The sequence below is a fragment of the Streptosporangium sp. NPDC049376 genome (assembly GCF_044466505.1).
In the GTDB taxonomy this organism is placed as follows: domain Bacteria; phylum Actinomycetota; class Actinomycetes; order Streptosporangiales; family Streptosporangiaceae; genus Streptosporangium.
Genome location: NZ_JBITMT010000004.1, coordinates 80,921 through 101,553 on the forward strand (window position 1 = coordinate 80,921; position 20,633 = coordinate 101,553).

23 protein-coding genes are annotated in these 20,633 nt (G+C 70.8%); 12 read left to right on the plus strand and 11 right to left on the minus strand.

Annotated elements, in window-relative coordinates:
* Positions 1-138: 138 nt before the first annotated feature.
* Both ACIBVQ_RS13275 and ACIBVQ_RS13280 read left to right on the plus strand, forming a co-directional pair.
* Complete coding sequence (locus ACIBVQ_RS13275; RefSeq protein WP_399177531.1) at positions 139-1,986, plus strand: ABC transporter; 1,848 nt, start codon at positions 139-141, stop codon at positions 1,984-1,986.
* Positions 1,980-3,638, plus strand: coding sequence for a GTPase (locus tag ACIBVQ_RS13280; protein WP_399177533.1), 1,659 nt, complete (start codon positions 1,980-1,982; stop codon positions 3,636-3,638). Before ACIBVQ_RS13275 ends, ACIBVQ_RS13280 begins: the two co-directional genes overlap by 7 nt.
* Before the next feature lie 46 nt (positions 3,639-3,684).
* Here ACIBVQ_RS13280 and ACIBVQ_RS13285 read toward each other — a convergent pair whose 3' ends face one another.
* Complete coding sequence (locus ACIBVQ_RS13285) at positions 3,685-3,951, minus strand: hypothetical protein (RefSeq protein WP_362917605.1); 267 nt, start codon at positions 3,949-3,951, stop codon at positions 3,685-3,687.
* Positions 3,952-4,255: 304 nt separating this feature from the next.
* Between ACIBVQ_RS13285 and ACIBVQ_RS13290 the strand changes: the two genes are divergently transcribed.
* Positions 4,256-4,777, plus strand: a complete 522-nt coding sequence (locus tag ACIBVQ_RS13290; protein ID WP_386195816.1) for a hemerythrin domain-containing protein — start codon at positions 4,256-4,258, stop codon at positions 4,775-4,777.
* 57 nt (positions 4,778-4,834) lie between these two features.
* Positions 4,835-5,743, plus strand: a complete 909-nt coding sequence (locus ACIBVQ_RS13295; protein WP_399177536.1) for a hypothetical protein — start codon at positions 4,835-4,837, stop codon at positions 5,741-5,743.
* Here the strand turns inward: ACIBVQ_RS13295 and ACIBVQ_RS13300 are convergent.
* A complete protein-coding gene (locus ACIBVQ_RS13300; protein WP_399177539.1) occupies positions 5,727-6,851 on the minus strand; it encodes a methyltransferase in 1,125 nt (374 codons plus the stop codon). The two genes, ACIBVQ_RS13295 and ACIBVQ_RS13300, sit on opposite strands and share 17 nt — an antisense overlap.
* A 292-nt stretch (positions 6,852-7,143) precedes the next feature.
* Positions 7,144-8,217, minus strand: coding sequence for a hypothetical protein (locus ACIBVQ_RS13305; protein WP_399177542.1), 1,074 nt, complete (start codon positions 8,215-8,217; stop codon positions 7,144-7,146).
* Positions 8,218-8,574: 357 nt separating this feature from the next.
* Between ACIBVQ_RS13305 and ACIBVQ_RS13310 the strand changes: the two genes are divergently transcribed.
* Complete coding sequence (locus ACIBVQ_RS13310) at positions 8,575-9,096, plus strand: hypothetical protein (protein WP_399177544.1); 522 nt, start codon at positions 8,575-8,577, stop codon at positions 9,094-9,096.
* Between the two features lie 155 nt (positions 9,097-9,251).
* Here the strand turns inward: ACIBVQ_RS13310 and ACIBVQ_RS13315 are convergent, their stop codons facing one another.
* Positions 9,252-10,100 carry an SDR family oxidoreductase gene (locus tag ACIBVQ_RS13315; RefSeq protein WP_399177546.1) on the minus strand — a complete coding sequence of 283 codons (849 nt, stop codon included), beginning with the start codon at positions 10,098-10,100 and terminating at the stop codon, positions 9,252-9,254.
* A gap of 122 nt (positions 10,101-10,222) precedes the next feature.
* Between ACIBVQ_RS13315 and ACIBVQ_RS13320 the strand changes: the two genes are divergently transcribed.
* Positions 10,223-10,831: a TetR/AcrR family transcriptional regulator gene (locus ACIBVQ_RS13320; RefSeq protein ID WP_399177548.1), complete on the plus strand. Its 609-nt coding sequence runs from the start codon at positions 10,223-10,225 to the stop codon at positions 10,829-10,831.
* Positions 10,832-10,857: 26 nt separating this feature from the next.
* On the opposite strand, the gene ACIBVQ_RS13325 is transcribed toward ACIBVQ_RS13320, so the two are convergent.
* The 3 genes from ACIBVQ_RS13325 to ACIBVQ_RS13335 are packed head-to-tail and all read right to left on the minus strand — an operon-like array spanning position 10,858 to position 11,736.
* Positions 10,858-11,271 carry a type II toxin-antitoxin system VapC family toxin gene (locus ACIBVQ_RS13325; protein WP_399177550.1) on the minus strand — a complete coding sequence of 138 codons (414 nt, stop codon included), beginning with the start codon at positions 11,269-11,271 and terminating at the stop codon, positions 10,858-10,860.
* Complete coding sequence (locus tag ACIBVQ_RS13330; protein WP_399177552.1) at positions 11,268-11,513, minus strand: hypothetical protein; 246 nt, start codon at positions 11,511-11,513, stop codon at positions 11,268-11,270. The genes ACIBVQ_RS13325 and ACIBVQ_RS13330 overlap by 4 nt, the downstream gene beginning before the upstream one ends.
* Positions 11,514-11,550: 37 nt before the next feature.
* A complete protein-coding gene (locus tag ACIBVQ_RS13335) occupies positions 11,551-11,736 on the minus strand; it encodes a DUF397 domain-containing protein (RefSeq protein WP_399177554.1) in 186 nt (61 codons plus the stop codon).
* 113 nt (positions 11,737-11,849) lie between these two features.
* Between ACIBVQ_RS13335 and ACIBVQ_RS13340 the strand changes: the two genes are divergently transcribed.
* On the plus strand, positions 11,850-12,137 hold the full coding sequence (locus ACIBVQ_RS13340) for a helix-turn-helix transcriptional regulator (RefSeq protein ID WP_352014271.1): 288 nt from the start codon (positions 11,850-11,852) through the stop codon (positions 12,135-12,137).
* Positions 12,138-12,156: 19 nt separating this feature from the next.
* Here ACIBVQ_RS13340 and ACIBVQ_RS13345 read toward each other — a convergent pair whose 3' ends face one another.
* Together ACIBVQ_RS13345 and ACIBVQ_RS13350 are read right to left on the minus strand one after the other, a co-directional pair.
* The gene (locus ACIBVQ_RS13345; protein WP_399177556.1) at positions 12,157-12,369 is read right to left on the minus strand and encodes a DUF397 domain-containing protein; all 213 of its coding nucleotides are present in this window, start codon (positions 12,367-12,369) and stop codon (positions 12,157-12,159) included.
* Positions 12,357-13,235, minus strand: coding sequence for a helix-turn-helix transcriptional regulator (locus tag ACIBVQ_RS13350; protein WP_352014269.1), 879 nt, complete (start codon positions 13,233-13,235; stop codon positions 12,357-12,359). Before ACIBVQ_RS13350 ends, ACIBVQ_RS13345 begins: the two co-directional genes overlap by 13 nt.
* A gap of 227 nt (positions 13,236-13,462) precedes the next feature.
* Between ACIBVQ_RS13350 and ACIBVQ_RS13355 the strand changes: the two genes are divergently transcribed.
* The 3 genes from ACIBVQ_RS13355 (at position 13,463) to ACIBVQ_RS13365 (ending at position 16,254) form a co-directional block, all read left to right on the plus strand.
* Positions 13,463-13,942, plus strand: a complete 480-nt coding sequence (locus ACIBVQ_RS13355) for an ATP-binding protein (protein WP_399177558.1) — start codon at positions 13,463-13,465, stop codon at positions 13,940-13,942.
* A 442-nt stretch (positions 13,943-14,384) separates the two neighbouring features.
* On the plus strand, positions 14,385-15,362 hold the full coding sequence (locus ACIBVQ_RS13360; protein ID WP_399177560.1) for a helix-turn-helix domain-containing protein: 978 nt from the start codon (positions 14,385-14,387) through the stop codon (positions 15,360-15,362).
* A gap of 238 nt (positions 15,363-15,600) precedes the next feature.
* Positions 15,601-16,254, plus strand: a complete 654-nt coding sequence (locus tag ACIBVQ_RS13365) for a hypothetical protein (protein ID WP_399177562.1) — start codon at positions 15,601-15,603, stop codon at positions 16,252-16,254.
* Here the strand turns inward: ACIBVQ_RS13365 and ACIBVQ_RS13370 are convergent.
* Positions 16,241-17,158 carry a LysR family transcriptional regulator gene (locus tag ACIBVQ_RS13370; RefSeq protein WP_399177564.1) on the minus strand — a complete coding sequence of 306 codons (918 nt, stop codon included), beginning with the start codon at positions 17,156-17,158 and terminating at the stop codon, positions 16,241-16,243. The genes ACIBVQ_RS13365 and ACIBVQ_RS13370 overlap by 14 nt on opposite strands.
* A 128-nt stretch (positions 17,159-17,286) precedes the next feature.
* Here ACIBVQ_RS13370 and ACIBVQ_RS13375 point away from each other — a divergent pair, with 128 nt between their 5' ends.
* Both ACIBVQ_RS13375 and ACIBVQ_RS13380 read left to right on the plus strand, forming a co-directional pair.
* Entirely contained in the window at positions 17,287-19,038 is a 1,752-nt protein-coding gene (locus ACIBVQ_RS13375) for a sensor histidine kinase (RefSeq protein ID WP_399177566.1), read from the plus strand.
* A 158-nt stretch (positions 19,039-19,196) separates the two neighbouring features.
* Positions 19,197-19,853 carry a response regulator transcription factor gene (locus ACIBVQ_RS13380; protein ID WP_352014263.1) on the plus strand — a complete coding sequence of 219 codons (657 nt, stop codon included), beginning with the start codon at positions 19,197-19,199 and terminating at the stop codon, positions 19,851-19,853.
* Positions 19,854-19,967: 114 nt separating this feature from the next.
* Here the strand turns inward: ACIBVQ_RS13380 and ACIBVQ_RS13385 are convergent, their stop codons facing one another.
* On the minus strand, positions 19,968-20,621 hold the full coding sequence (locus ACIBVQ_RS13385) for a phosphatase PAP2 family protein (protein ID WP_399177568.1): 654 nt from the start codon (positions 20,619-20,621) through the stop codon (positions 19,968-19,970).
* Positions 20,622-20,633 lie beyond the last annotated feature (12 nt).

Genomic DNA, 20,633 nt, shown 5'->3' on the forward strand with positions numbered 1-20,633 from the left:
GGAGACGAGCTCGGACGTAGCCCTCACGCGGACTTCGGGGTTAAGGCCCCACCGCTCTACCGGGTTCGCCCCCGTGATCCGGTCGAGCGGTGGGGCAAAATCATGTCTAGGGGGCATTTACCGGGGAAAACCGCTCCTATGAGCCGGAGCGACGGGTTGCCCGCGGCGCTGCGCGAGCTGCGGCGCCATCTCGACCGCGACCTGTTCCCCCTGGCGGCCGGAGACGCGCGGGCCGGGCGCGCCGCCCAGAAGGAACTGGCCGGTCAGCTCGACGACTACCTGATCCCCCGGCTCACCGCGCTCGACGCCCCGCTGCTGGCCGTCGTCGGCGGCTCGACCGGGGCGGGCAAGTCCACCCTGGTCAACTCCGTCGTCGGCGCCGACGTCACCGAACCCGGCGTGCTGCGGCCGACCACACTCGCGCCCACCCTGGTGACCAGCCCCGCCGACGAGGCGTGGTTCACCGCCCAGCACGTCCTGCCGGGCCTGCCACGGGTGACCGGAGCCCGAGGGCAGCCGGGCACACTGCGCGTGGTCACCGCGCCCTCCCTGCCCGCGGGCCTGGCCCTGCTCGACGCGCCGGACATCGACTCGGTCGTGGCCGCCAACCGCGAACTCGCCGCCCAGCTGCTCGCCGCGGCCGACCTGTGGCTGTTCACGACCACCGCCGCCCGCTACGCGGACGAGGTGCCGTGGGGCTTCCTGCGCGCTGCCAGGGAACGCAGCACCGCGCTCGCGGTCGTGCTGTCACGGGTGCCCCCCGAGGCCATGGGCGTCGTCAGGAAGGACCTGGCCAGGCTCCTCGAAGAGAACGGCCTCGGCGGGACCCGGCTGTTCGAGGTGCCCGAGCTGACCCTGCCCGAGGAGAACGGCCGCCTGCCGCGCCCCGCCGTACGGGAGGTCGCCGACTGGCTGACCGGCATCGCCGCCGACTCGCGGGCCCGCGCCGAGGTGGTGCGCCAGACCCTGTCCGGGGCGCTGGAGAGCCTCGCCGTACGGGTGCCCGCCCTGGCCGAGGCCGTCGACCACCAGCACGCCGCCGCCGGGGAACTGCGCTCGCTGACGGCCGACGCCTACACCTTCGGCCTGGCCGCCTTCGACGAGGGCATGCTCGACGGGTCGCTGCTGCGCGGTGAGGTGCTGGCCCGCTGGCAGGACTTCATCGGCACCGGAGACCTGATGCGCTCCCTGGAGAGCAGGGTCGGCCGGTTCAGGGACCGCCTGGTCGCACTGGTCACCGGCCGTCCGGCTCCGGAGAACGACCTGCGGATCGCGTTGGAGAGCGGGGTCGAGGCACTGATCAGGGCCTCGGCCGACGGCGCGGCGGAACGCGCGCTCGACGCCTGGACCGCGCGTCCCACGGGCCGTGCCCTGCTTGAGGAGGCGGGGGTCGTGACGGCGGGACGCCTCGGCAGGGCCTCGGCCGACCTGCCCGCCAGGGCCGAGACGGCGGTCAGGGGCTGGCAGGGGTACGTGCTCGACCTGGTCCGTGAGGAGGGCGCCGACCGGCGGAGCGTGGCGAGGTTCACCTCCTACGGCGTCAACGGCGCCGGGCTGCTGCTGATGCTCGCGGTGTTCGCCTCGACAGGGGGCCTGACCGGAATCGAGGTCGGCATCGCCGGAGGCACCAGCGTGCTCAGCCAGAAGCTCCTTGAGGCGGTCTTCGGGGACCAGGCCGTGCGCACCCTCACCGTCAAGGCCCGCACCGACCTGCGTGCCAGGGTGGCCATCCTGCTCAACGAGGAGGCCGACCGGTTCACCGGCCTCCTGGACGCCGTCGAACCACCGGGGGAGGCCGGCCCCGCACTACGGGAGGTGGCGCGGGCCGTACAGGACCGCCGAGGGGAGCTTCCCGCGACCGGGGACGGACTCGGAGACGGATCGCGTTCCGGGGGTGGCCCCGGAGACGGGCCGCCGCGTGAGGTTTCCGGGGGCGGGCCGAGGGAGGTTCCCGGGGGTGGACCTGGGGAGGTGGAGGGGTGGTGAAGCTGCTGCGCCGTAAGGAGTCCGCCTCCCTCGACGACCGGCTCGACGCGCTGGCCAGGGCGGCGGACCTGGCCGACGGGCGACTGGACGAGGACGCGGTCGCCGGGGCGCGTTCCGTGGTCACCCGCGCGGGTGTACGGCGTGGCCTGTCGGTCGGGCACACCGTGGTCGCGCTGGCCGGGGCCACGGGAAGCGGCAAGTCGTCGCTGTTCAACGCGCTGTCCGGTACCGGCCTGGCCACGGTCGGGGTGACCAGGCCGACCACCTCGACCGCGCAGGCCGCGCTCTGGGAGGGCGAGGGGGCGGCGCCGCTGCTCGACTGGCTCCGGGTGCCCCGCCGCCACGAGGTGCCGCACGTCGAAAGCGAGGCGGCCGGGCTGATCCTGCTCGACCTGCCCGACCACGACTCGATCGAGCCGTCGCACCGCGTCGAGGTCGATCGGCTGGTCGAGATGGTCGACCTGCTGGTGTGGGTGCTCGACCCGCAGAAGTACGCCGACGCGGCCGTCCACGACCGCTACCTGCGCCCGCTCTCCGGGCACCGGGACGTGACGGTCGTCGTGCTCAACCAGGTCGACCGGCTCAGCCGGGACGCCGCCCGGCGCTGTCTCGACGACCTGCGGCGGCTGCTCGGTGAGGACGGCCTCGGCGGGGTGCCGCTGCTCGGGGTCTCCGCGCGCACCGGGGAGGGCATGCGCGAACTCGGCGCCCTGCTGGCCGCCCGGGTCACCGACCGGCGCTCGTGGGCCGCCCGCCTCGCCGCCGACGTCGGTACGGCCGCCGCCCGCCTCGACACCGCCTCGGGAACCGGCTCCGGCCCCAAGGAGAACGTCGAAGGCCTGGCCGGGCCGTTGACCGCCGCGTTGTCCGAGGCGGCCGGGGTACCGGTCGTCGTCAGGGCGGTGGCCACCTCGCACCGGCACCGTTCGATCGTCGCGACCGGCTGGCCGCCGACCCGCTGGCTGCGCCGCCTCCGCCCCGACCCGCTGCGCCGCCTGCGTCTCGCCGTCCGGGCGGAAACCGCCCGGACCGGGACCGCCCAGGCCGGAGGGCTGGTCGGCCGTACGTCGATGCCCGTCGCGTCCACCGTGCAGCGCTCCAGGATGGACATCGCGATCCGCAGGACCGCCGACGCCGCCGCCGAGGGGCTGCCCGAGCCGTGGGCGACGGCCGTACGGCGGGCGGCCAGGGCGCACGGGGACGAGCTTGAGGACGGCCTCGACCGGGCGATCGCCGCCACGTCGCTCGGCTCGGCCCGGCGGCCCGTGTGGTGGCGGGTGGTCGGGGCGGCGCAGTGGCTGGTGTTCGCGGTCACGCTGGCGGGTGGCCTGTGGTTGCTCGGCCTGGCGGGCCTGGACTACCTCAGGCTGCCCCGGCCGGACCTGCCGACGGTGGGGGAGGTGCCCTGGCCGACGGCGCTGCTGGTCGGCGGCGCCCTGCTGGGGCTGCTGATCGCCGGACTCTCACGGCTGGCGGCCTGGGCGGGCGGCCGTCGCAGGGCGCGCAGGGCGGAACGGGCGCTGCGGGCGAACGTGGACCAGGTGGCCAGGGACCTCGTGCTGGATCCGATCGGCGACGAGGTCATCCGCTACCGGGACTTCACCGAGGCCGTCGTCTGCGCCCGTTCCGAGAACAGGAACGAGAAACGCTGAAGCGGGAAATTATGGGGAGGCGTCCGTCGCGGAAGGTTCCCCCACGTCAGCATTGGGCGGCATGGCCGGCGTTGTAGCCGTCCACCCAGCCTTTCCTGTCCCAGCTGTCCGATTCCTCGTAGGAGAAGCTCGCGGCCTTGTCGCACATGTGGGCCGAGTCGGCGTACCCCTTCTCGTAGGCCTGCTGGTAGGCCGGTGGCTTGTCACCGGGGGGCGTCACCTGCGCCGACGCGGTGGTGGCGGGGAGGAACGCGACGCCGGAGAGGGCGAGAGCGGCGAGAAGCGCCGGGCTGGGACGATGCCTGCGGTCCATGGAATCCTCCTCTGACCAGGCCCCCGGAACATTCGCCGGAGGACACGATCGACAAGCCCAGAATACGAAGTGATTTATCCGTTAAGTCGGATTTATGGATTTATTTGGAAGGCCTTTTCCGGCCCATATCCGGCAGCGCGGAAGCCCCGAACCCGGGCCTCGGAAAGATTGCCGTTCACGGGGGTTGGGCACGCCAGACGGATTGACGGCGGCGGCCGGAGGTGATGGAATCCCGCCTCAGCGTCGCAGTGCACCCGGCAAGGAGATCGCCGAGGGCATGGAGGCGCCGAAACATGGGACGACCATGGAAACCCCCACCAACCCGGGCGATCGCCTCGCGGCGTTCGGCAACCAGCTGATCGAGGTGCACGACTGGCTCCGCGAGGAGCTGACCAGGCTCGGCGACGACGTCGACACCTACCTCGAAGGCCGCATGGAACGGCCACGGCGGCTGCGGGCGCACTGCCTGGCCTTCTGCTCCGCGCTGACCCTGCACCACACCGGCGAGGACGCCGGAGCCTTCCCCGCCCTCGCCGGGCGATTCCCCGAACTGCGCCCCGTCATCGAGCGGCTCGAACACGACCACCAGCTCGTCGCCGGCATCCTGCGTGACCTGGAGAACCTGGTCGAGGGACTCGGCGACCGGCCTCCCGGCCCCGAGGAGGCACGGCGGGTGCGCGACACCCTCGACGGCCTGACCGCCATCCTTGAGTCGCACTTCACCTACGAGGAGAGGAAGATCGTCGCAGCCCTCGACGCGCTCGGTTCCCCCGGCGACCCCGACTTCAGGCCGCCCGCCTGGCTCGAATCCCTCGGGAACGACTAGTCAGGAAGACCGTTTCCTGCAAGACGCGTGCCGTACGGCCCGGCGACGATGGGGGCCATGAGCATTGATCTCGCCACGGCGACGTCCTTCATGGCCACCCACGCGCGTGTCCTCGACCGCCGTCGTTTCGAACTGTTGACGGGCCGGGCCGACCCCGGTGCCGTGCTGGCCGCGCTCGACGGCTACCGCAACGCCGACGGCGGTTACGGCTGGGGCCTTGAGGCCGACCTGCGCTCGCCGGAGAGCCAGCCGGGCGCCGCGTTGCACGCCTTCGAGGTGTTCGGGGACGTCGCCCCGGTCACCACCGGGCGGGCCGTCGAGCTGTGCGACTGGCTTGGGACGGTCACGCTGCCGGACGGCGGGCTGCCCTTCGCCCTGCCGTTGACCGTCCGGGAGGGAACCGCCCCCTGGTGGGCGGCCGGGGCCGCGACCCCGGGCTCGTCGTTGCAGATCACCGCCGTGACGGCGGCCGCCGCGCACCGCGTCGCCGTACACGACCGGGGGGTGGCCGGGCACCCGTGGCTGGCCCGTGCCACCCGCCACTGCCTGGACGTGATCGGGGCGATCGAGGAACGGCCCACCGCCTACGTGCTGCTCTTCGCCGTACTGTTCCTCGACGCCGTGCACGACACCCACCCCGAGGCGGCCGGGCTCCTGCGGCGGCTGGGGGAGCACGTCCCCGCGGACGGTGTGGTGGCCGTCGAGGGCGGCACCGAGAACGAGGTGCTGCGCCCGCTGGACTTCGCGCCCCTGCCAGGCCGTCCCGCACGTGCCCTCTTCACGCCGGAGGTGATCGCCGCCGACCTGGAGCGCCTGGCCGGGGAGCAGCGGGACGACGGCGGATGGACCGTCGAGTACGCCAGGATCTCCCCGGCCGGTGTGCTCGACTGGCGTGGACACGCCACCGTCCACGCCGTCGAACTTCTGCGCCGCAACGGAACCCTGGCCCTCAGCGAACCGGCCTGAGCCGCCACAGTGAGGTGACCTCGGCGGCGCGGGCCGCGTGCAGCGGGTTCTTCGGGTCGGTCGCCCTCGGGTGCCGGGGCCGTACCTCCAGCCTGTCCGCCACCCGCAGCCCCGCCGACCCGAAGGCGGCCAGCAGCTCGGCACGGGTCCGCAGGGCCAGGTGTTCGGCCAGGTCGGACAGGATCAGCCAGCCCTCACCCTCCGGTTCGAGACGCTCGGCGAGCCCGTTCAGGAAACCCCGGAGCACACGACCGCCCGGATCGTAGACCGCGTGGTCGAGCGGGGAGCACGGCTCGGCGGGCAGCCACGGCGGGTTGCAGACGACGAGCGGCGCGCGCCCCGGGGGGAAGAGGTCGGCGCGCACGACGTCGATCCGGCCGGTCAGTCCCAGTCGTTCGACGTTGTCGCGGGCGCACGCCACGGCACGCGGGTCCTGGTCGGTCGCCACCAGCCGTTCGACACCCCGGCGGGCGAGGATCGCGGCGAGCACGCCGGTCCCGGTGCCGACGTCGAACGCCAGTGACCGCGACGGGAGCGGCGCGCGGGCGACCAGGTCGGCGTACTCCCCTCTGACCGGGGAGAAGACGCCGTAGTGCGGGTGGATCCGCCCGCCGAGCGCGGGCACCTCGACCCCCCTGCCGCGCCACTCGCAGGCGCCGACGACGCCGAGCAACTCGGGCAGCGAGACCACCGAGGGCCCTCGCGCGGGGCCGTACACCTGAGTGCAGGCCCGCCGTACGTCCGGGGCACGCCGCAGGGGTACGGCGTGCTCGTGGTCGAGTGGCACCAGCAGCCTGCCCAGGACGACGGCACGCCGGGAACGGGCCTGACGGTGCAGGTGGAAGGCCCGCGCCGGGGACGCCGGGGAGACAGCCGCCTCGGACGGCGCCCGTTCCACACGTCGCGCCATGGCGCGCATGAGCTGTCGGGCGTTGTGGAAGTCGCCGCGCCACAGCAGTCCTACGCCCTGGCGGGCCAGCCGGTACGCGGCGTCGGCGGTGAGCCGGTCGTCGGCGACCAGCACGCGGGCGGGCGGTGGCGAGCCGTTCTCGGAACGCCAGAGAGCGGACCGGGGCGCGCCGCCCTCGGTCCAGTGAATCGTGAGCACTCGGGGCTCCTCATGATCGAACCAGTGATGGTCATGAAGAGCGCCTCGTCGCGGTGTGGACGGTCTCCCGCCTGGTGACGGCGGGTTCTCGGCTCAGCGGGTGACGGCCTCCCGCGAGGAAGCGCGCGACGGGACGTCACCGAGCACCATGCCGGGCGGTGGGAAGGACACGATCGACCTCCTCGTGGGGACGGGAACAACAAGGTATGACAGACCGGCCTGTGGGCACTCCGCCGGGGAGCATGGGGCCGGAGCCAGGCGGTTCCGGCCCCCACCTCCACACGCGAGCAGGTCACCCCCAGCGCTTGGCGGCGTCCTCCTCGGTGAGGCCGGCCAGGGCGACGAGGAGCCGGTGGAGCTGGTCGTCGCCCTGTGACCTCGCCTTCTTCGCCGCGAGATAGGCCTTGGGCTCGAACTCGTGGTTCGCCTGGGCGGTCTTCAGCACCTCGACGAGGATGTCCCGGACGTTGCGCTCACCCTTGATGGTGTAGCGGGTCAGCAGGTGCTCCACGTGGTCGGCGTAGCTGAGGAGCACCCGGGGGGCGGCGCCCGCCGAGACCACGACGGTGTCGCTGGGGCCGGCGATGTGGCACCTGGCGTGCTCGTAGAAGACCCTGGTGTGCGCCGCGCCGAGGTGGTCGAGCGCGCCCAGGACGCTCTGGACCGAGCTGCCCCTGCCGGTCAGCGTGTCCTCGGCGGTGAACAGGACGACGCTCAGCTCGCCGGGCGTGCTGAGAACGGCCCCAGCCTTGATCACGTCCGTGAAGAACTCCGTGACGCGCTCGGCGATCCGCTCCGGGGGCGTGCTCGAATCGGCGTGGGACAGGTAGGAGATGCCCGCCGTACGGCTCCACATGGCCAGCGCGGTGCAGGTGTGGATGCGCGTGGTCCACGCCCGCTCGGGGCCGACGTAGTAGTAGAGCTGCCTGGCCGGGAAGTCGGACTTGTCCTCGGCGTCCTGCTCGATCGAGATGCCCAGGTCGGACAGGTCGGCGGGGGCGCTCTCCGTCAGGTCCACGAGGTCGGTCCGGCGTGCCGGGGTGCCGATGACGAGTCCGAGGGCGGTCACCCTGTTCACCTCGTCGGGGGTGCCGTAGAACCGGACGCGGGTGCGCTCGGGGTAGGCGTCCCGTAACGCGGGGCTCAGCGGGATGAGCCTTCCGGCCTCGTCGTCGACGGCGTTCCCGGCGATGGTCATGCCGACCAGGCCCTGGGCGATGGAGCCGACGGTCCTGGGGCCGGCGAGGGTGTAGGTCACCAGACTCCCCACGGGGTGGTTCCTGAGGTCGGCCGGGATGTCGTAGGTCGCCTCGGTCTTGAGGTCGCGCAGAACCCCTGGGGTCATGAAGATGCAGCCGCTCGGCATGTAACGCTCCAAAGTGGGGGTGACCCGTTGCCGGGAATCCGAATGGTCCAGACGGGAAGGATGGGGTCGGCCCCGGACCCCAGGGAAATCCACGCTGGCGAAAGCGGACCGAAGAGGCGAATACGGACCCGCTAATTATGGATGACCGGGACTCTCGCAGCGTAACACCGGCAAGCCTCGCAGAACAGTGAGCGCTTTTCCTCCTCTGATGGCCTGTCTTGCCAGGGTCGTGGCGTGGTTTTCCGGGGGCCTCGGTCGGGTGCTCCAGATGCAGGCGATGGGCCTTTTCCGATAATTCGCCCCATATCCGGGGGATTGTCCCGCCTGGCGACATATACCGTCACGTGAGGGCCGTGCATGGTCACGGCGGCGCGATGGTGCCGCCGCGGCCCGTCCGTCATATTGGAGGCGGGGGGTCGAGCCGCCGTGAAACCTGATGAGGAACGTCACTCACTCGACGACTACGTCGGCATGGCCGTCATCGGCGTGGTCGCCCTGGTCCTCCTGGCCGGGTACGGCTGGATCGTCTCCGGCAACACGCATCAGGCGATGGAGAATCTCCACATGGCCCAACGCCAGGTGCGGGAAGCGGCGGCCGAGTTTTTCCGGGGTTTCACCGCCTTGCCGGCGACGGCCCCGGAAAGCGCCTTCCAGGACGTCATGAAGGAACACGCCGCCGAGATCACGGCGTTCGACGTCCGTGCCGGTCGCACCGAGGTCTCGGTCCGCATTCACAAGTACTACGACACGCAGGTGGACCATGGCGGCCACCTGCGGTACTGCTTCGCCTACACCCTGACGCCCCCGGACGTGGGCAGGTCGACGTACCGGGAAATGGAATGCGCGCCCGGATGGAGCGTCTGGGACCTGGCGTTCTGACGCTCCTCTTTCCGGCCGCTCGGAATGGTCGCGCCGGCGTTTCTCCTTGCTGCCGCCGTCCGCTCGCCGCGGTCTGTCCGGACGGATAATCCCTGAAAAGCACAACGCTGAGTGAGAGATTATCCGCCCGCCGGATTCCGGTTTCCCGGCCCCGGTCACCCGGAGAGTCCCGGCGCCGGTACGGCGTGCTCGGCCGCCCGGCTGACCTCCTCCCAGCTCTCCCACGTCTCCATCCGCCGTCGGCAGACGTCGAAGGCCAGGTCGTAGACCATGCTCCCGAGCAGCAACCGCAGCGGCGGTTCCGCGCTGTCGACCAGCTTCAGCACCGCCTCCGCGGCCAACTGCGGCTCGCTGTCGATCGAACCCTCCGCCCACTGCTTCTCCAGCTCGGCGCGGAGCGGGCCGTACGGCTCCGCGGGGGTGGTCATGGCCGGGTTGGTGTACAGGTCGGTCCAGTAACCGCCGGGTTCGACGATGGTGACGTTGACGCCGAAGCCCGTGACCTCCATGGCCAGCGCCTCACTCATGCCTTCGAGCGCGAACTTGCTCGCGCTGTACATCCCGGTGCTCGGGAAGCCGCCGAGGGCGGCGATGCTGGAGACCTGCAGGATGTGCCCGGCCCCCCGCTCCCGGAGATGGGGCAGTACGGCCTGGCAGACCCACATCGCCCCGAAGAGGTTGACCTCCAACTGGGCGCGGGCCTCGGCCTCGGTGAACTCCTCGACCATGCCCATGGACAGGGTGCCGGCGTTGTTGACGACGATGTCGAGGTGGCCGAAGTGCTCGACGGCGCCGGCCACGGCGGCGAACACGGCCTCCCGGTCGGTCACGTCCAGGGACAACGTCAGCAGGCGGTCGCCGTACCGGTCGCCGAAGTCGTGCGGGGTGACGGTGCGGGAGACGGCGGCGACCCGGTCGCCGCGTTCCAGGGCGGCCAGGGCGAAGGCGCGGCCCAGGCCCCGGCTCGCGCCGGTGATGAACCAGGTACGTGGGGAGGTGCGCATACGGGAACTCCTCTTTAAGTGAACCGAGACGGTTCGTCTCGCTTGATGTCGGCAACCATAGGGGGATCGTGTGGGTATGTCAAGACGGTCCGTCTCGTCTTGTGTTTTGCTAGGTTGGGCGCGTGACCACGCGACGTCAGAGCACGCCCAACTCCTCCCGGCGCAGCGACGCCTCCCGCCGGGCCATCCTCACCGCGGCCTTCGACCTGGTCGGCGAGGTCGGATACGCCAAGCTGAGCATCGAGGGCATCGCCGCGCGGGCCGGGGTCGGCAAGCAGACGATCTACCGCTGGTGGCCGTCGAAGGGGGCGGTGCTCTTCGACGCCTTCCTCGCGCTCAGCGAGGGGGAGGAAGGCGAGGCCGCGCTGCCCGACACCGGTGACCTGGAGACCGACCTCAAGACGGTCATGCGCGCCACGGTCGTGGAGCTGAGCGATCCGCGCTACGACGAGCCGATGCGCGCGCTCACCACCGAGATCGCGCACGATCCCGGCCTGGCCGCCGTCTACCGCGAACGACTCGACGAGCCGATGAGGGAGATCAAGAAGCGAAGGCTCGCGATCGCCCAGCGAGCCGGGCAACTGGCCGGGGACCTCGACCTCGACCTGGCCGTGGACGTGCTCTGGGGCCCCCTGCTCAACCGCTGGCTCCAGCGCACGGGCCCACTGACCCCCGAATACGCCGACAACCTCGTGGAAACCGCCCTGAACGGCCTACGCCCCCGGGGCTGAGTGGGCCTTGCTCGGCAGAAAATCGCTCAGGGCAACAGGCGTAGAGCATCAACATGCCGAGGGCGTACGACGCTGAAGTGGCGGCGGTCTAGCGTGACGACCTCCGGTAGACGTAAACGCTCGGTTAGAGCGATCACTGAGGCGTCGACCGCGCCGAGCGGCAGGTTCCGGTAGGTGCGAACCAGCTGGGCCGTACGGACGAGATCTTCGTTTTCGAGAGGGAGCGCTTTCAGTTCGCCGGTGCCGAACGATTCGAGGAAGGCGGCCTCCGCCAGGGAGCCGCGATACTTCTCGACCAGCCAGCAGACTTCGACGATCACAGGAATCGGAACCAGAAGAGGTCCAGGCGCCTTTTCGAGGAACCTGGTACAGCGGACGTGGTCCTTGTCGTCGGCGTCGAGGGCGGCTACCAGCGGGCCGGTGTCGAGAAGCGTCGTCACATCGGACGATCTAACCCTTCAGCCAGGATCTCTTCATGGCGTTCGGCGAGATCTCCGACACCTGAGTTCATGGTTCCGGCGAACGACAGGCGGCGTCTCAATGGGGGTCCGTGCTCAACTGACTCCGTGGTCTCACCTGACTCCACGAGCCGCAGAGCCACGGCACGCAACTGCCGCGCCTGATGAGGCTTGAGCCTGTCGACCAAGGCGTGCAGATCTTCGTAGTCATGTGCCGCGCTCACAAGCCGAGTGTACGTCCCTGACCTCTCTCGCACGGGCTCAGCGGAGAGTGCCGGTTTTGACGGCGTTGACGAGATCGGTCCAGGCCACCGGGGTGAGAGTCAGGATAGGGCCGGTGCGGTTCTTGGTGTCGCGGAGGGTGTGGTGTCCGCCGGGCAGGGCGGCGGCCTCCACGCAGTCGCTCCCGTCGTCACCGGACGGGCCGGACATGCGCCAGGTGGTCATCGTCGCGTCGTCTCCTCGACATGGGCAGGGCCTCGATATCGATGGAAGAGTCTTACTTTTTGTGTTTGGGTAAACGCGAGGAGTCATAACGAACCGTGAGAGAGGGAGGCGACGTGAGCCGACGGGAGCTCAGGGGGCGCCGGATGAACGAGCCGGACGCAGCCGAGGTCTACGAGGCGGCGCGTCTCGCCTACGAGCTGGGCAAGGTCGTCCGCGCGATGCGTGAGGAGCGGGGCTGGAGTCAGGACGACCTGGCCCGCGCGGCCAGGATGACCCGGACGGCGGTGGCCCGCTTCGAGGCGGGAGTGAGCATCCCCACGCTGCCGATCCTGGACCGGCTGGCCCGCGCGCTGGACGCCGAGCTTGAGATTCGTCTGGCCCCTCGGGCACCCGCCGCCTGAGGGGCCAGTGAAAGCCGGTTCAGCCGAGGGCGTCGGCCTTGAGGACGTCGACGAGGTTGGTCCATGCGGCCGGGGTGAGGATGAGAGCGGGGCCGGTGCGGTTCTTGGTGTCGCGGAGGGCGTGGTGCCCACCGGGCAGGGCGGCGACCTCCACGCAGTTGCTCCCGTCGTCACCGGACAGGCTGGACTTGTGCCAACGGGCGGTGGAGAGGTGCCTGGTCAGGTCGTCCATCTGCGCATCGTCTCCTTGATCAGGTTGAGGGACTCGCGCCGGGGGAGGGCGTCGGCGCGGATCGCCTCGTAGCGGAACGCCAGGTTCTTCATGTCGGTCGCCCGGTCGGTGACACGGTCGTCCAGGCTCTGCGAGTCGATGTAGGCCACTGGACAGGTCTCCCTCGGCAGGTCCGCCAGGGTGAAGCTTCCCAGCAAGCCAAGCACGTTCCGCGCGGTGTAGGGAAGGATCTGTAGGGATACGCGCAGTTGCTCCCCGGCCTCAAGCAGTCGCTCGCACTGCCCCCGCATCACCTCGGGGTCGGCGATGGGGCGGTACAGCACGCCCTCGTCCAACACGATCCACAGCATCGGCGGCATCCGTCGCTTCAGGATCTCCTGCCGCTCCATCCTGGCCGTCACCTTGTCCTCGACCTGCTCGGTGGTGGCGCCGGGCTTGCGGCTCAGGATGGCCCGCGCGTAGTCCTCGGTCTGCAGCAGGCCGGGTACGATCAGGGCCTCCCAGATGCGCAGGGTCTCGGCTTCGCGCTCGAACTCCAGCCAGGGCCGGAACCAGCGGGGGAGCTGGGCCTCGGCCCGGTTCAGCCGGTCGAGCAGGCCGGCGAGGGTCGTGCCGATGTTGAGGGCCTTGTCCACCCTCCTGGCCAGGGCCAGGGTCGGTGCGCGGTGGCCGTTCTCGATCATGCTGAGCTGGCTGACCGACAGATGGATGACGTTGCCGAGTTCTCGCTGGCTGAACCCCGCGGCGAGGCGGAATTTGCGAAGTTCTGTCCCGAATCTAATTCGCGGGGAAATGTGGGGATCGATGGGGTCTGTCGGTTCTGCTGCCGACTCCTGTTCCTGCTCCTGTTCCGGGGGGACGACCATCTGCAGCTCCTCTCGGCTTCGCGGATCGGTACCAGGCCATTGTGTAGGTGGATTTAGAAGGTTCGGCAGGCGTTCGCGGAACTGTGAAGGCAATGCGCACGGCTTTATGACCCCCTCGGCTCATGGCTTTGCGACCGTATGAGTGCCGCCCTGGAGCAGGACGGCGCCTTGGTCAACGAACCGAGTGAAACGGAAATCCAGCCCAATTCGGCTGGGGAAGGCGTCCCATGAGACCGGAGAAAAACAGCGAAACCAGTTTTCCCGATCACCCAGAGTCCGCTTCACGGGCGCGCGACGAAGTCCGTGAATGGCTGGGGACGGACCATCCCGCCTACGAGAACGTCCGGCTCGCCGTGTCGGAACTGGTCACCGACGCCGTGCTGCACGCGGGCGGCGCGCCGGGGGACGGCTCGCTGACGCTGCGACTGCTCGCGCTGGGTGACCTGCTGCGGATCGAGGTCGTGGACCAGGGCTGTCCCATGGCGTCGCCGGAGAGCTCCCTCCTGTCGGAGAGGGGACGCGGCCTGGTCCTCGTCGGACTGCTCTCCGGCGGGACCTGGGGCTGCCGCTCCCTTGAGCGGGGCCGTACGGTCTGGTGCGAGATCCCCGCGATCCCACGGGGCCCTTTTCCCGGGCTTGGGGACTTTTTCGACCCGCCGAAATCCCTCGGCCTTCCCGAGGTGGGCGGGCCCGTCTTTCCCTCCTAGCCCGAGTGCGGCGGTCGCGGTATCTCCTGGAGTGCGACGGCATTCCCGGCCGGAACGGAATTCCGGCTTGGCGGTTCCCCCGTTCTCCGACCGCCTTCACACGCGCCGCCTTCGCCGTACCCGTCGTCCGGTGTTCGCCTTCCGAAACCGGACGGCGAACCGCCTGTGGAAAGGAAACGGGCGTGTGCCGAGGGCCGGAGAGCCGGGACGCGGTGAATGGGTGTGAATGGAGAATTGGTTCGATCGCCCGTACGGTCCCGGTCGGCCGAGAGGGTGTTTCGGTCGGAATGATAATGACGTTTTGTGCAAGCCTCGCGTTAATTCACGAATGACGAAATATCCTGAAAAAAGGGGGTTGTAGGGCCGCGGTGAGCGGCCTCCGGTTCCGGTCAGCACGGACACGAACGGTAGGAAAATCAGTGACCTCATAAGGAGGACGACAGTGCGCACTGTGATTCACACTGATGGTGTCGCGCCCGCCGAGCGGTTCGAATACTGGCGGCATCTGGTCTCCCAGACGCTGCTGCCGCTGGAGGTCGTCAGCGAGTCTCCCGCCGACTTCCACGGGGAGATGCGCAGCATGGATTTCGGTGCCGTCCACATCTCCAAGGTCAGTTGCTCGGATATATGGACGCATCGCACTATGAAGCACATCCGGCAGTCCGAACCGGAACTGCTCCAGGTAGCGATTCCCCTCCGTGGCCACGGCGCGGTGGTGCAGGGCCGTGAGCACGTCGCCATGGGCCCGTCGAACATCGTGGTCTACAACAGTTGGAACCCGTACTCCGTACTGACGACGGGCGACGACGAGGGCACGATCCAGGGCATCTTCGCCATGGTCCCCCGCACGATGCTTCACCTGCCCGAAACCATGTCCGAACGGTGCACCCCCTGGGTCTTCTCCAGCAGGGAGGGAGTTGGCGCGTTACTCCTGGGATTCCTCGGCCGTCTCGTCACCGACGCCGACCGGTTCCAGCCCGGGGAGGTCACCCGTCTCGGTGTGACCGCGCTCGATCTGCTGACGATGCTGCTCGCCGGGGAGAAGGGCACGACGCCCCCTCCCGACACCAGGCAACGCGTGCTGCTGGCGCGGATACACGCCTTCATCCATCGGAGGCTGGCCGATCCCGCGCTCTCGCCGGAGACCATCGCCGCGGCGCACAACATCTCCGTCCGGGCCCTGCACCGGCTCTTCCTGACCGAGGAACGCACGGTCGCCGCCTGGATCCGCGCTCTACGGCTGGACCACTGCCGCCGTGACCTGGCCAACCCCCAGCTCGAAGGCAGACCGGCCCACGCGGTCGCGGCCCGGTGGGGACTCACCGACGCCGCTCATTTCACCCGCGCCTTCCGCACCGCCTACGGCATCACCCCCCAGGCGTACCGGCGCCTGCACATCTCCGGTCGCGCACGGGCCTGACACTTACGGATAACGACCTGGCGCGTAGACGCAATGCCGTCAGAAGCACGCGCGGTTCACTCTTGTCCTGCGGCGGGCACCACGGACGACCGGCCCAACGGTCTTCTGCCTCCCGTGTCACGCCACACCCGCATCGGTGAGATCCCCGAACGCGGTCGTGAAGAGCGCCTAGGAAGACGGCCGGGGACCTTCCGCGGAAGGCGTCGCAACCTCTCCACCAACGAAAGGACGACTGTCCATGCGTGCCATCACATCGGCAAGGCGTACGGCGCGGCCCCTGGCCGTGCTGTCGGGCGCCGCGCTGGCTCTGTTCCTCACCGCCCAGGGGGCAGGGGCCACGACCTCGCCCGACGATCCCGCGAACGTGACTCCTTCCGGAGACTCCAAGAGTGTGACCCCGCCCGAGGCGCAGGCGGCCTTCGCCGAGCAGGGCAGGGCCGCGGGGCTGACCGAGGAACAGATCACCACACTGCAGAACAGCGCGAACCTCTACCTGTCCACGCTGGGAGGCAGGCAGGTGGCTCTCAACAAGGTCGTCGTCGACGGGAAGGCGGACGTGTTCATCGCCCTCCCCGACGAGGACGCTCCCCGTGACCTGTCCCCCGAGGCCGGGCTCGTCTCCGCCAGTGGTTGCGCCGGCGGCAAGGCGGCCTACGGGCACTTCTGCGCCTGGCGGGAGCCCGGTTTCAGGGGCACCACGATCGACATGTACAGCTGCGGCAGATACCCCATCTCCCTCGTCGGCAACGGGTCCTGGGACAACAACCAGACGAAGGGCACGAGAGCGCGGATGTACAACAAGAGCGGCAAGCTCATCTACACCACCCCGCCGGCCCACAGCAGGGACAGCAGCGGCGACTGGACCCCTGTGCACAGCGTCAGGAACTGCTAGCGGGGTGACCCGGCTCAGTCGCGACGTCCCGTAGGGCGTCCAGAAGGGGGACGAGCAGGGGGTGGTGCTCCGCGCCTCGCCGTACGGCGGCGAAGACACGGCGTTCGGGGCCCGAGACCGGGCGGACCGCCACCCCCGACAGGTCGGGGCCGCGCAGCGCCAGGCGTGGCACCATCGCCACCCCCGCCCCGGCGGCGGCCAGCGCCACGACGGCGCTGAAATCGTCCGAGGAGTGCGCGAACTCGGGGGTGAAACCCGCGTGCTCACAGGCCAGCGCGATCACGTCGTGGCAGGGGTTGCCGGGGTAGGGGCCGATCCAGGTCTCGCCGTGCAGGTCGGCCACCGTCACCTCCCGCCCCGCCAGCGGGTGCTCGCGGGGCAGGACCACGTCGAACGGCTCCGAGTAGAGCGGGATGCGTGAGAGCCTGCGGTCGGTCTCCGCCGGGGCACCCCGGTACTCGACCGCGACCGCGAGATCGACCGCGCCGTCCAGGACCATGGTGAGGCTCTGGTCCCCCTCCGCGTCCAAGACGCGCACCCGGATGCCGGGCTCCTTGTCCTTGAGCCTGCCGACGGCCGGGGCGACGAGCAGGCCGATGGCGGTGGCGAAGGAGGCCACCGTCACCTCCCCGGCCGTGCCCGCGGTGTAGGCGGCGATGTCGGCGTCCGCCCGCTCCAGCTGGGCGAGCACCTCGTTGGCGTGACCCAGCAGGATGCGGCCGACGGCGGTCAGTCGTACGCCCCGGCCGTCGCGTTCCAGCAGCCGGTGGCCGACCTCGTGTTCGAGGGCGATGAGCTGCTGGGAGACGGCCGAGGGGGTGAGGTGCAGCGCGGCGGCAGCGGCGGTGACCGTCCGGTGGTCGGCCACCGCACGCAGGGTCCTGAGCCGTCGCGTGTCTATCACCTGCCCATTTTCGCCGGAATTATTTACAGACGGGTACAAACAGGGGTTGTTTCCGGCCCGATGGAGGTTATCCACAGGTTGACTTTCGGCGATGGGAGCACCCTCCGGGGGTGGATAACGTTGCCGGGATGGCTACGGGGACAGGGGGAAAGACGCTCACGGCGGTGCTGCTGTGGGCGTCGTTGGCCGTGCCGGTGCTGCTGGCCGGGTTCACCTCAAGGACGGCCCATCCCCTCGCGTGGTGGGGGGCGTTCACCTGCCTGGCGGTGATCGGCGCCGGGGCGGCGCTCGGCCGTGCCCGGCCGCTGGCGGCGATGCTGCTGGGGTCGGGGCTGTGGCTGGTCGAGGCGACACGCGGCAACCCGTTCACGGTGCTGGCGGCGATGGCGGTGTTCGCCTACCTCGCCGGGGTCCGGATGGACAGGGCCGGTCAGGCGGTGGCCGCGCTCGGCGGGCTGCTGGTCCTGGCGGGGACGGTGACACCGCTGGTCAGCGACGCGGGAGCCGGGTTCGTCGCGGTCTCGGGCGCCGTGCTGGGCGCGGTCGTGCCGTGGCTGGCGGGACGCGCCCGCAGGCAGTACCTACTGTTGGCGAGGGAGGGCTGGGAACGGGCCGAGGAGCTCGAACGCGCCCAGCGGCTCATCGCCGAGCAGGCCAGGGCCCGCGAGCGCACCCGCATCGCCGGTGACATGCACGACCTGCTCGGGCACGAACTCGGGCTGGTCGCGCTGCGGATCGGTGGGCTTGAGGTGGCTCCCGGCCTCGACGAGCGCTACCGGCTGGCGGCGGGCGAAGCGCGCAGGGCGGTCACGGCCGCCTCGGAGCGGCTGCAGGAGATCGTGGACATGCTGCACCACGACACCGGGACCGCCCAGGAGGAGGGCGTCCCCGAGCTGGTCGAGCGGGCTCGGGCCGCGGGCATGCGGGTCGAGCTGAGGACCGTGGGTGACGGCCCCCTCCCCAACGGCTCCCGCCCGGACGGCCCTCCTCCAGACGGCCCTCCTCCAGACGGCCCTCCTCCAGACGGCCCTCCTTCAGACGGCCCTCTCTCCGGCGGCTCTCTCCCGTCGGCCATGGCCGAGCGGGCGTTGCGGCGGGTGGTGCAGGAGGGCCTGACCAACTCCGCCAAGCACGCCCCCGGTGCCCCGGTCATCGTGACGGTCGAGCACCTGGCCACGGAGACCGTGGTCACGGTGACCACGGGTCCGGCACGCCGCCCCCAGGACCGCGCGTCCGGTGGACACGGGCTCGAAGGGCTCAGGGAGCGGGTCCGGCTGTGCGGCGGCTCCCTGCGGGCGGGGCCGAAGAGCGAAGGGTTCGGGAGGTTCGGGGAGCCGGCAAGGGGCGCGGGGCTCGGGAGAGGGGCCGGCCGGGAGCCCGGAGAGGGAGCGGGCATCGAACCGGCCGGGGAACCCGGCGAGGGGTTCGAGCTGAGCGCGCGCCTGCCCCACGCACCGGGACAGATCGCCGAGCCGGGGCCGGTCTCGGTCTCGGCGACCCATCTGGCCAGGGCACGGCTCAGGGCACGCCGCACGCGCGTCACCGCGGTCGCCACCGCCGTCACCGCCGTCACGGTGGTCACCCTGGTGGTGGTGGCCTTCATGATCTACGACGCCGCGTCCTCGGTGCTGACCCCCGAAGATTTCCAGCGACTGCGTCCCGGCCAGGACCAGACGACCGTGGCGCGGGTGCTGCCCGGTCGTTCCCGCATCGACGGGCCGGTGCCCGGCGAACCGGCCAGGCCACGGGGGACGGACTGCCGTTACTACGGCACCCACGCCAACCCCTTCGACGCTTCGCACCGTGAGCTGTTCCGGCTGTGTTTCGCGGGCGGGCGCCTGGCGAGCAAGGATTTCCTGCCCGCGAACCGGAGCCCGTAGAAGCCGCGCGAGGGTTCCGCAGGGCCGCGTGAGGGTCCTGCGGGGACACGTGTGATGTCCGTGGGCTCGAACGGGGGTTCCGCGGGGCCATGTGAGGTGAAGAGGCCCACAGGTTCTCGTACGGGAGTTCGGCAGGGCCGGATGAGAGGGGGACGACGGTGGTGCGAGTGGTGCTGGCCGACGACGAGGCGGTGGTCCGCGCCGGGGTGCGAATGATCCTGTCGGCCGATCCGGAGATCGAGGTGGTCGCCGAGGCCGCCGACGGGCGGGAGCTGGTCGAGGCGGTGCGTGCCCACCGGCCGGACGTGGCGCTGGTCGACATCCGCATGCCGCGCCTGGACGGCCTGGCCGCCACCGCCGAACTGCGTGCCGTGGCACCCGCGACGGCGGTGCTGATCATGACCACGTTCAGCAAGGACTCCTACGTCTCCCGCGCCCTCGCCGACGGCGCCACCGGATTCCTGCTCAAGACCGGAGACCCGAGGGAGTTCCTGCTTGGGGTCCGGGCGGTGGCCGGGGGCGGCGCCTACCTCTCACCCAGCGTGGCGGCCCGGGTCATCAGGGAGCTGACCGGTGACGACCTGTCCAGGACGGCGCAGGCCCGTGACCGGGTCGCGGTGCTGACCAACCGTGAACGGGAGGTGCTCGCGCTGATCGGCGCCGGGCTGTCCAACGCGGAGATCGCCCGCCGTCTCCACCTGGCCGAGGGCAGCGTCAAGACCTACACCAGCACGATCCTGGGCCGCCTGGGCGTGCGCAACCGAGTCCAGGCCGCGGTCGTCGCCCACGACGCCCGGCTGGTGCGCCGCGAGTGAGAGCGACCCAGGTCAGAAGCGTGATCATCCGGCCGGGTGTGGGCGACCCGGGCCGGAAGCGTGACCACCGGCTGGGTGATGGCGACCCCAGCGGGAAGTGGGCCTCGGGTGTGGTCATCCGGTACGGCGGGCGGCCCGCGAGTGAGAGCGACCCGGGCCGGAGTGAGCCTCAGGTGTGAGACCGCCGGGGGCGAGCAGCAGCGGGCGCAGCGCCGCCAGTCCGCGCAGCCGTTCGACCAGCGCGGTCGCGGGACCGCTGAGCGCGAGCACCACGACCGGCGCCAGCACCCCGCCGAGCAGCAGCCCCACCACCACGTCATGCGGATGGTGCGCGCCGACGAAAACCCGTGACGCCCCGCCCAGCAGCGCCAGCACCACCACGTACGGCGCCAGCGCCCGCCAGGCGAGCACCAGCCCGGCCGCCGCTCCGGCCGCGAGCGTCGCGTGGTTGCTCGGCAGGGACCAGTCCCCGTACGGCGGGCACGGCACGATCGTGGACACCCCACGCAGCGCCCGGCACGGCCGATCCTCCCGCAGCACCACCTTGACGACCTCGCTGACCACGTAGGCGGCCACCGTACCCACCGGGCCGAGCAACGCCAGCGCCATCATCCCGGCGGAGCCTCTCCTGGCCCGCCACCACGCCCACAGGTACAGCACGGCGAACACCACGAGCATCCCGTCGGTGCCCGTCTCCGCCAGCCCCCGAAACCACTCCGGCGTTCTCGCCGCGAGTTCCACGACGTCCCGATACAGTCCGTCATCCATGGCCCCTCCGCA

Excerpts from the sequence above, each read along its gene's own strand:
- ACIBVQ_RS13275 (WP_399177531.1), top strand. The coding sequence starts at position 139 with ATGAGCCGGAGCGACGGGTTGCCCGCGGCGCTGCGCGAGCTGCGGCGC.
- ACIBVQ_RS13285 (WP_362917605.1), bottom strand. The coding sequence starts at position 3,951 with ATGGACCGCAGGCATCGTCCCAGCCCGGCGCTTCTCGCCGCTCTCGCC.
- ACIBVQ_RS13290 (WP_386195816.1), top strand. The coding sequence starts at position 4,256 with ATGGAAACCCCCACCAACCCGGGCGATCGCCTCGCGGCGTTCGGCAAC.
- ACIBVQ_RS13295 (WP_399177536.1), top strand. The coding sequence starts at position 4,835 with ATGAGCATTGATCTCGCCACGGCGACGTCCTTCATGGCCACCCACGCG.
- ACIBVQ_RS13305 (WP_399177542.1), bottom strand. The coding sequence starts at position 8,217 with ATGCCGAGCGGCTGCATCTTCATGACCCCAGGGGTTCTGCGCGACCTC.
- ACIBVQ_RS13310 (WP_399177544.1), top strand. The coding sequence starts at position 8,575 with ATGGTCACGGCGGCGCGATGGTGCCGCCGCGGCCCGTCCGTCATATTG.
- ACIBVQ_RS13315 (WP_399177546.1), bottom strand. The coding sequence starts at position 10,100 with ATGCGCACCTCCCCACGTACCTGGTTCATCACCGGCGCGAGCCGGGGC.
- ACIBVQ_RS13335 (WP_399177554.1), bottom strand. The coding sequence starts at position 11,736 with ATGACCACCTGGCGCATGTCCGGCCCGTCCGGTGACGACGGGAGCGAC.
- ACIBVQ_RS13345 (WP_399177556.1), bottom strand. The coding sequence starts at position 12,369 with ATGGACGACCTGACCAGGCACCTCTCCACCGCCCGTTGGCACAAGTCC.
- ACIBVQ_RS13350 (WP_352014269.1), bottom strand. The coding sequence starts at position 13,235 with ATGGTCGTCCCCCCGGAACAGGAGCAGGAACAGGAGTCGGCAGCAGAA.
- ACIBVQ_RS13355 (WP_399177558.1), top strand. The coding sequence starts at position 13,463 with ATGAGACCGGAGAAAAACAGCGAAACCAGTTTTCCCGATCACCCAGAG.
- ACIBVQ_RS13365 (WP_399177562.1), top strand. The coding sequence starts at position 15,601 with ATGCGTGCCATCACATCGGCAAGGCGTACGGCGCGGCCCCTGGCCGTG.
- ACIBVQ_RS13375 (WP_399177566.1), top strand. The coding sequence starts at position 17,287 with ATGGCTACGGGGACAGGGGGAAAGACGCTCACGGCGGTGCTGCTGTGG.
- ACIBVQ_RS13385 (WP_399177568.1), bottom strand. The coding sequence starts at position 20,621 with ATGGATGACGGACTGTATCGGGACGTCGTGGAACTCGCGGCGAGAACG.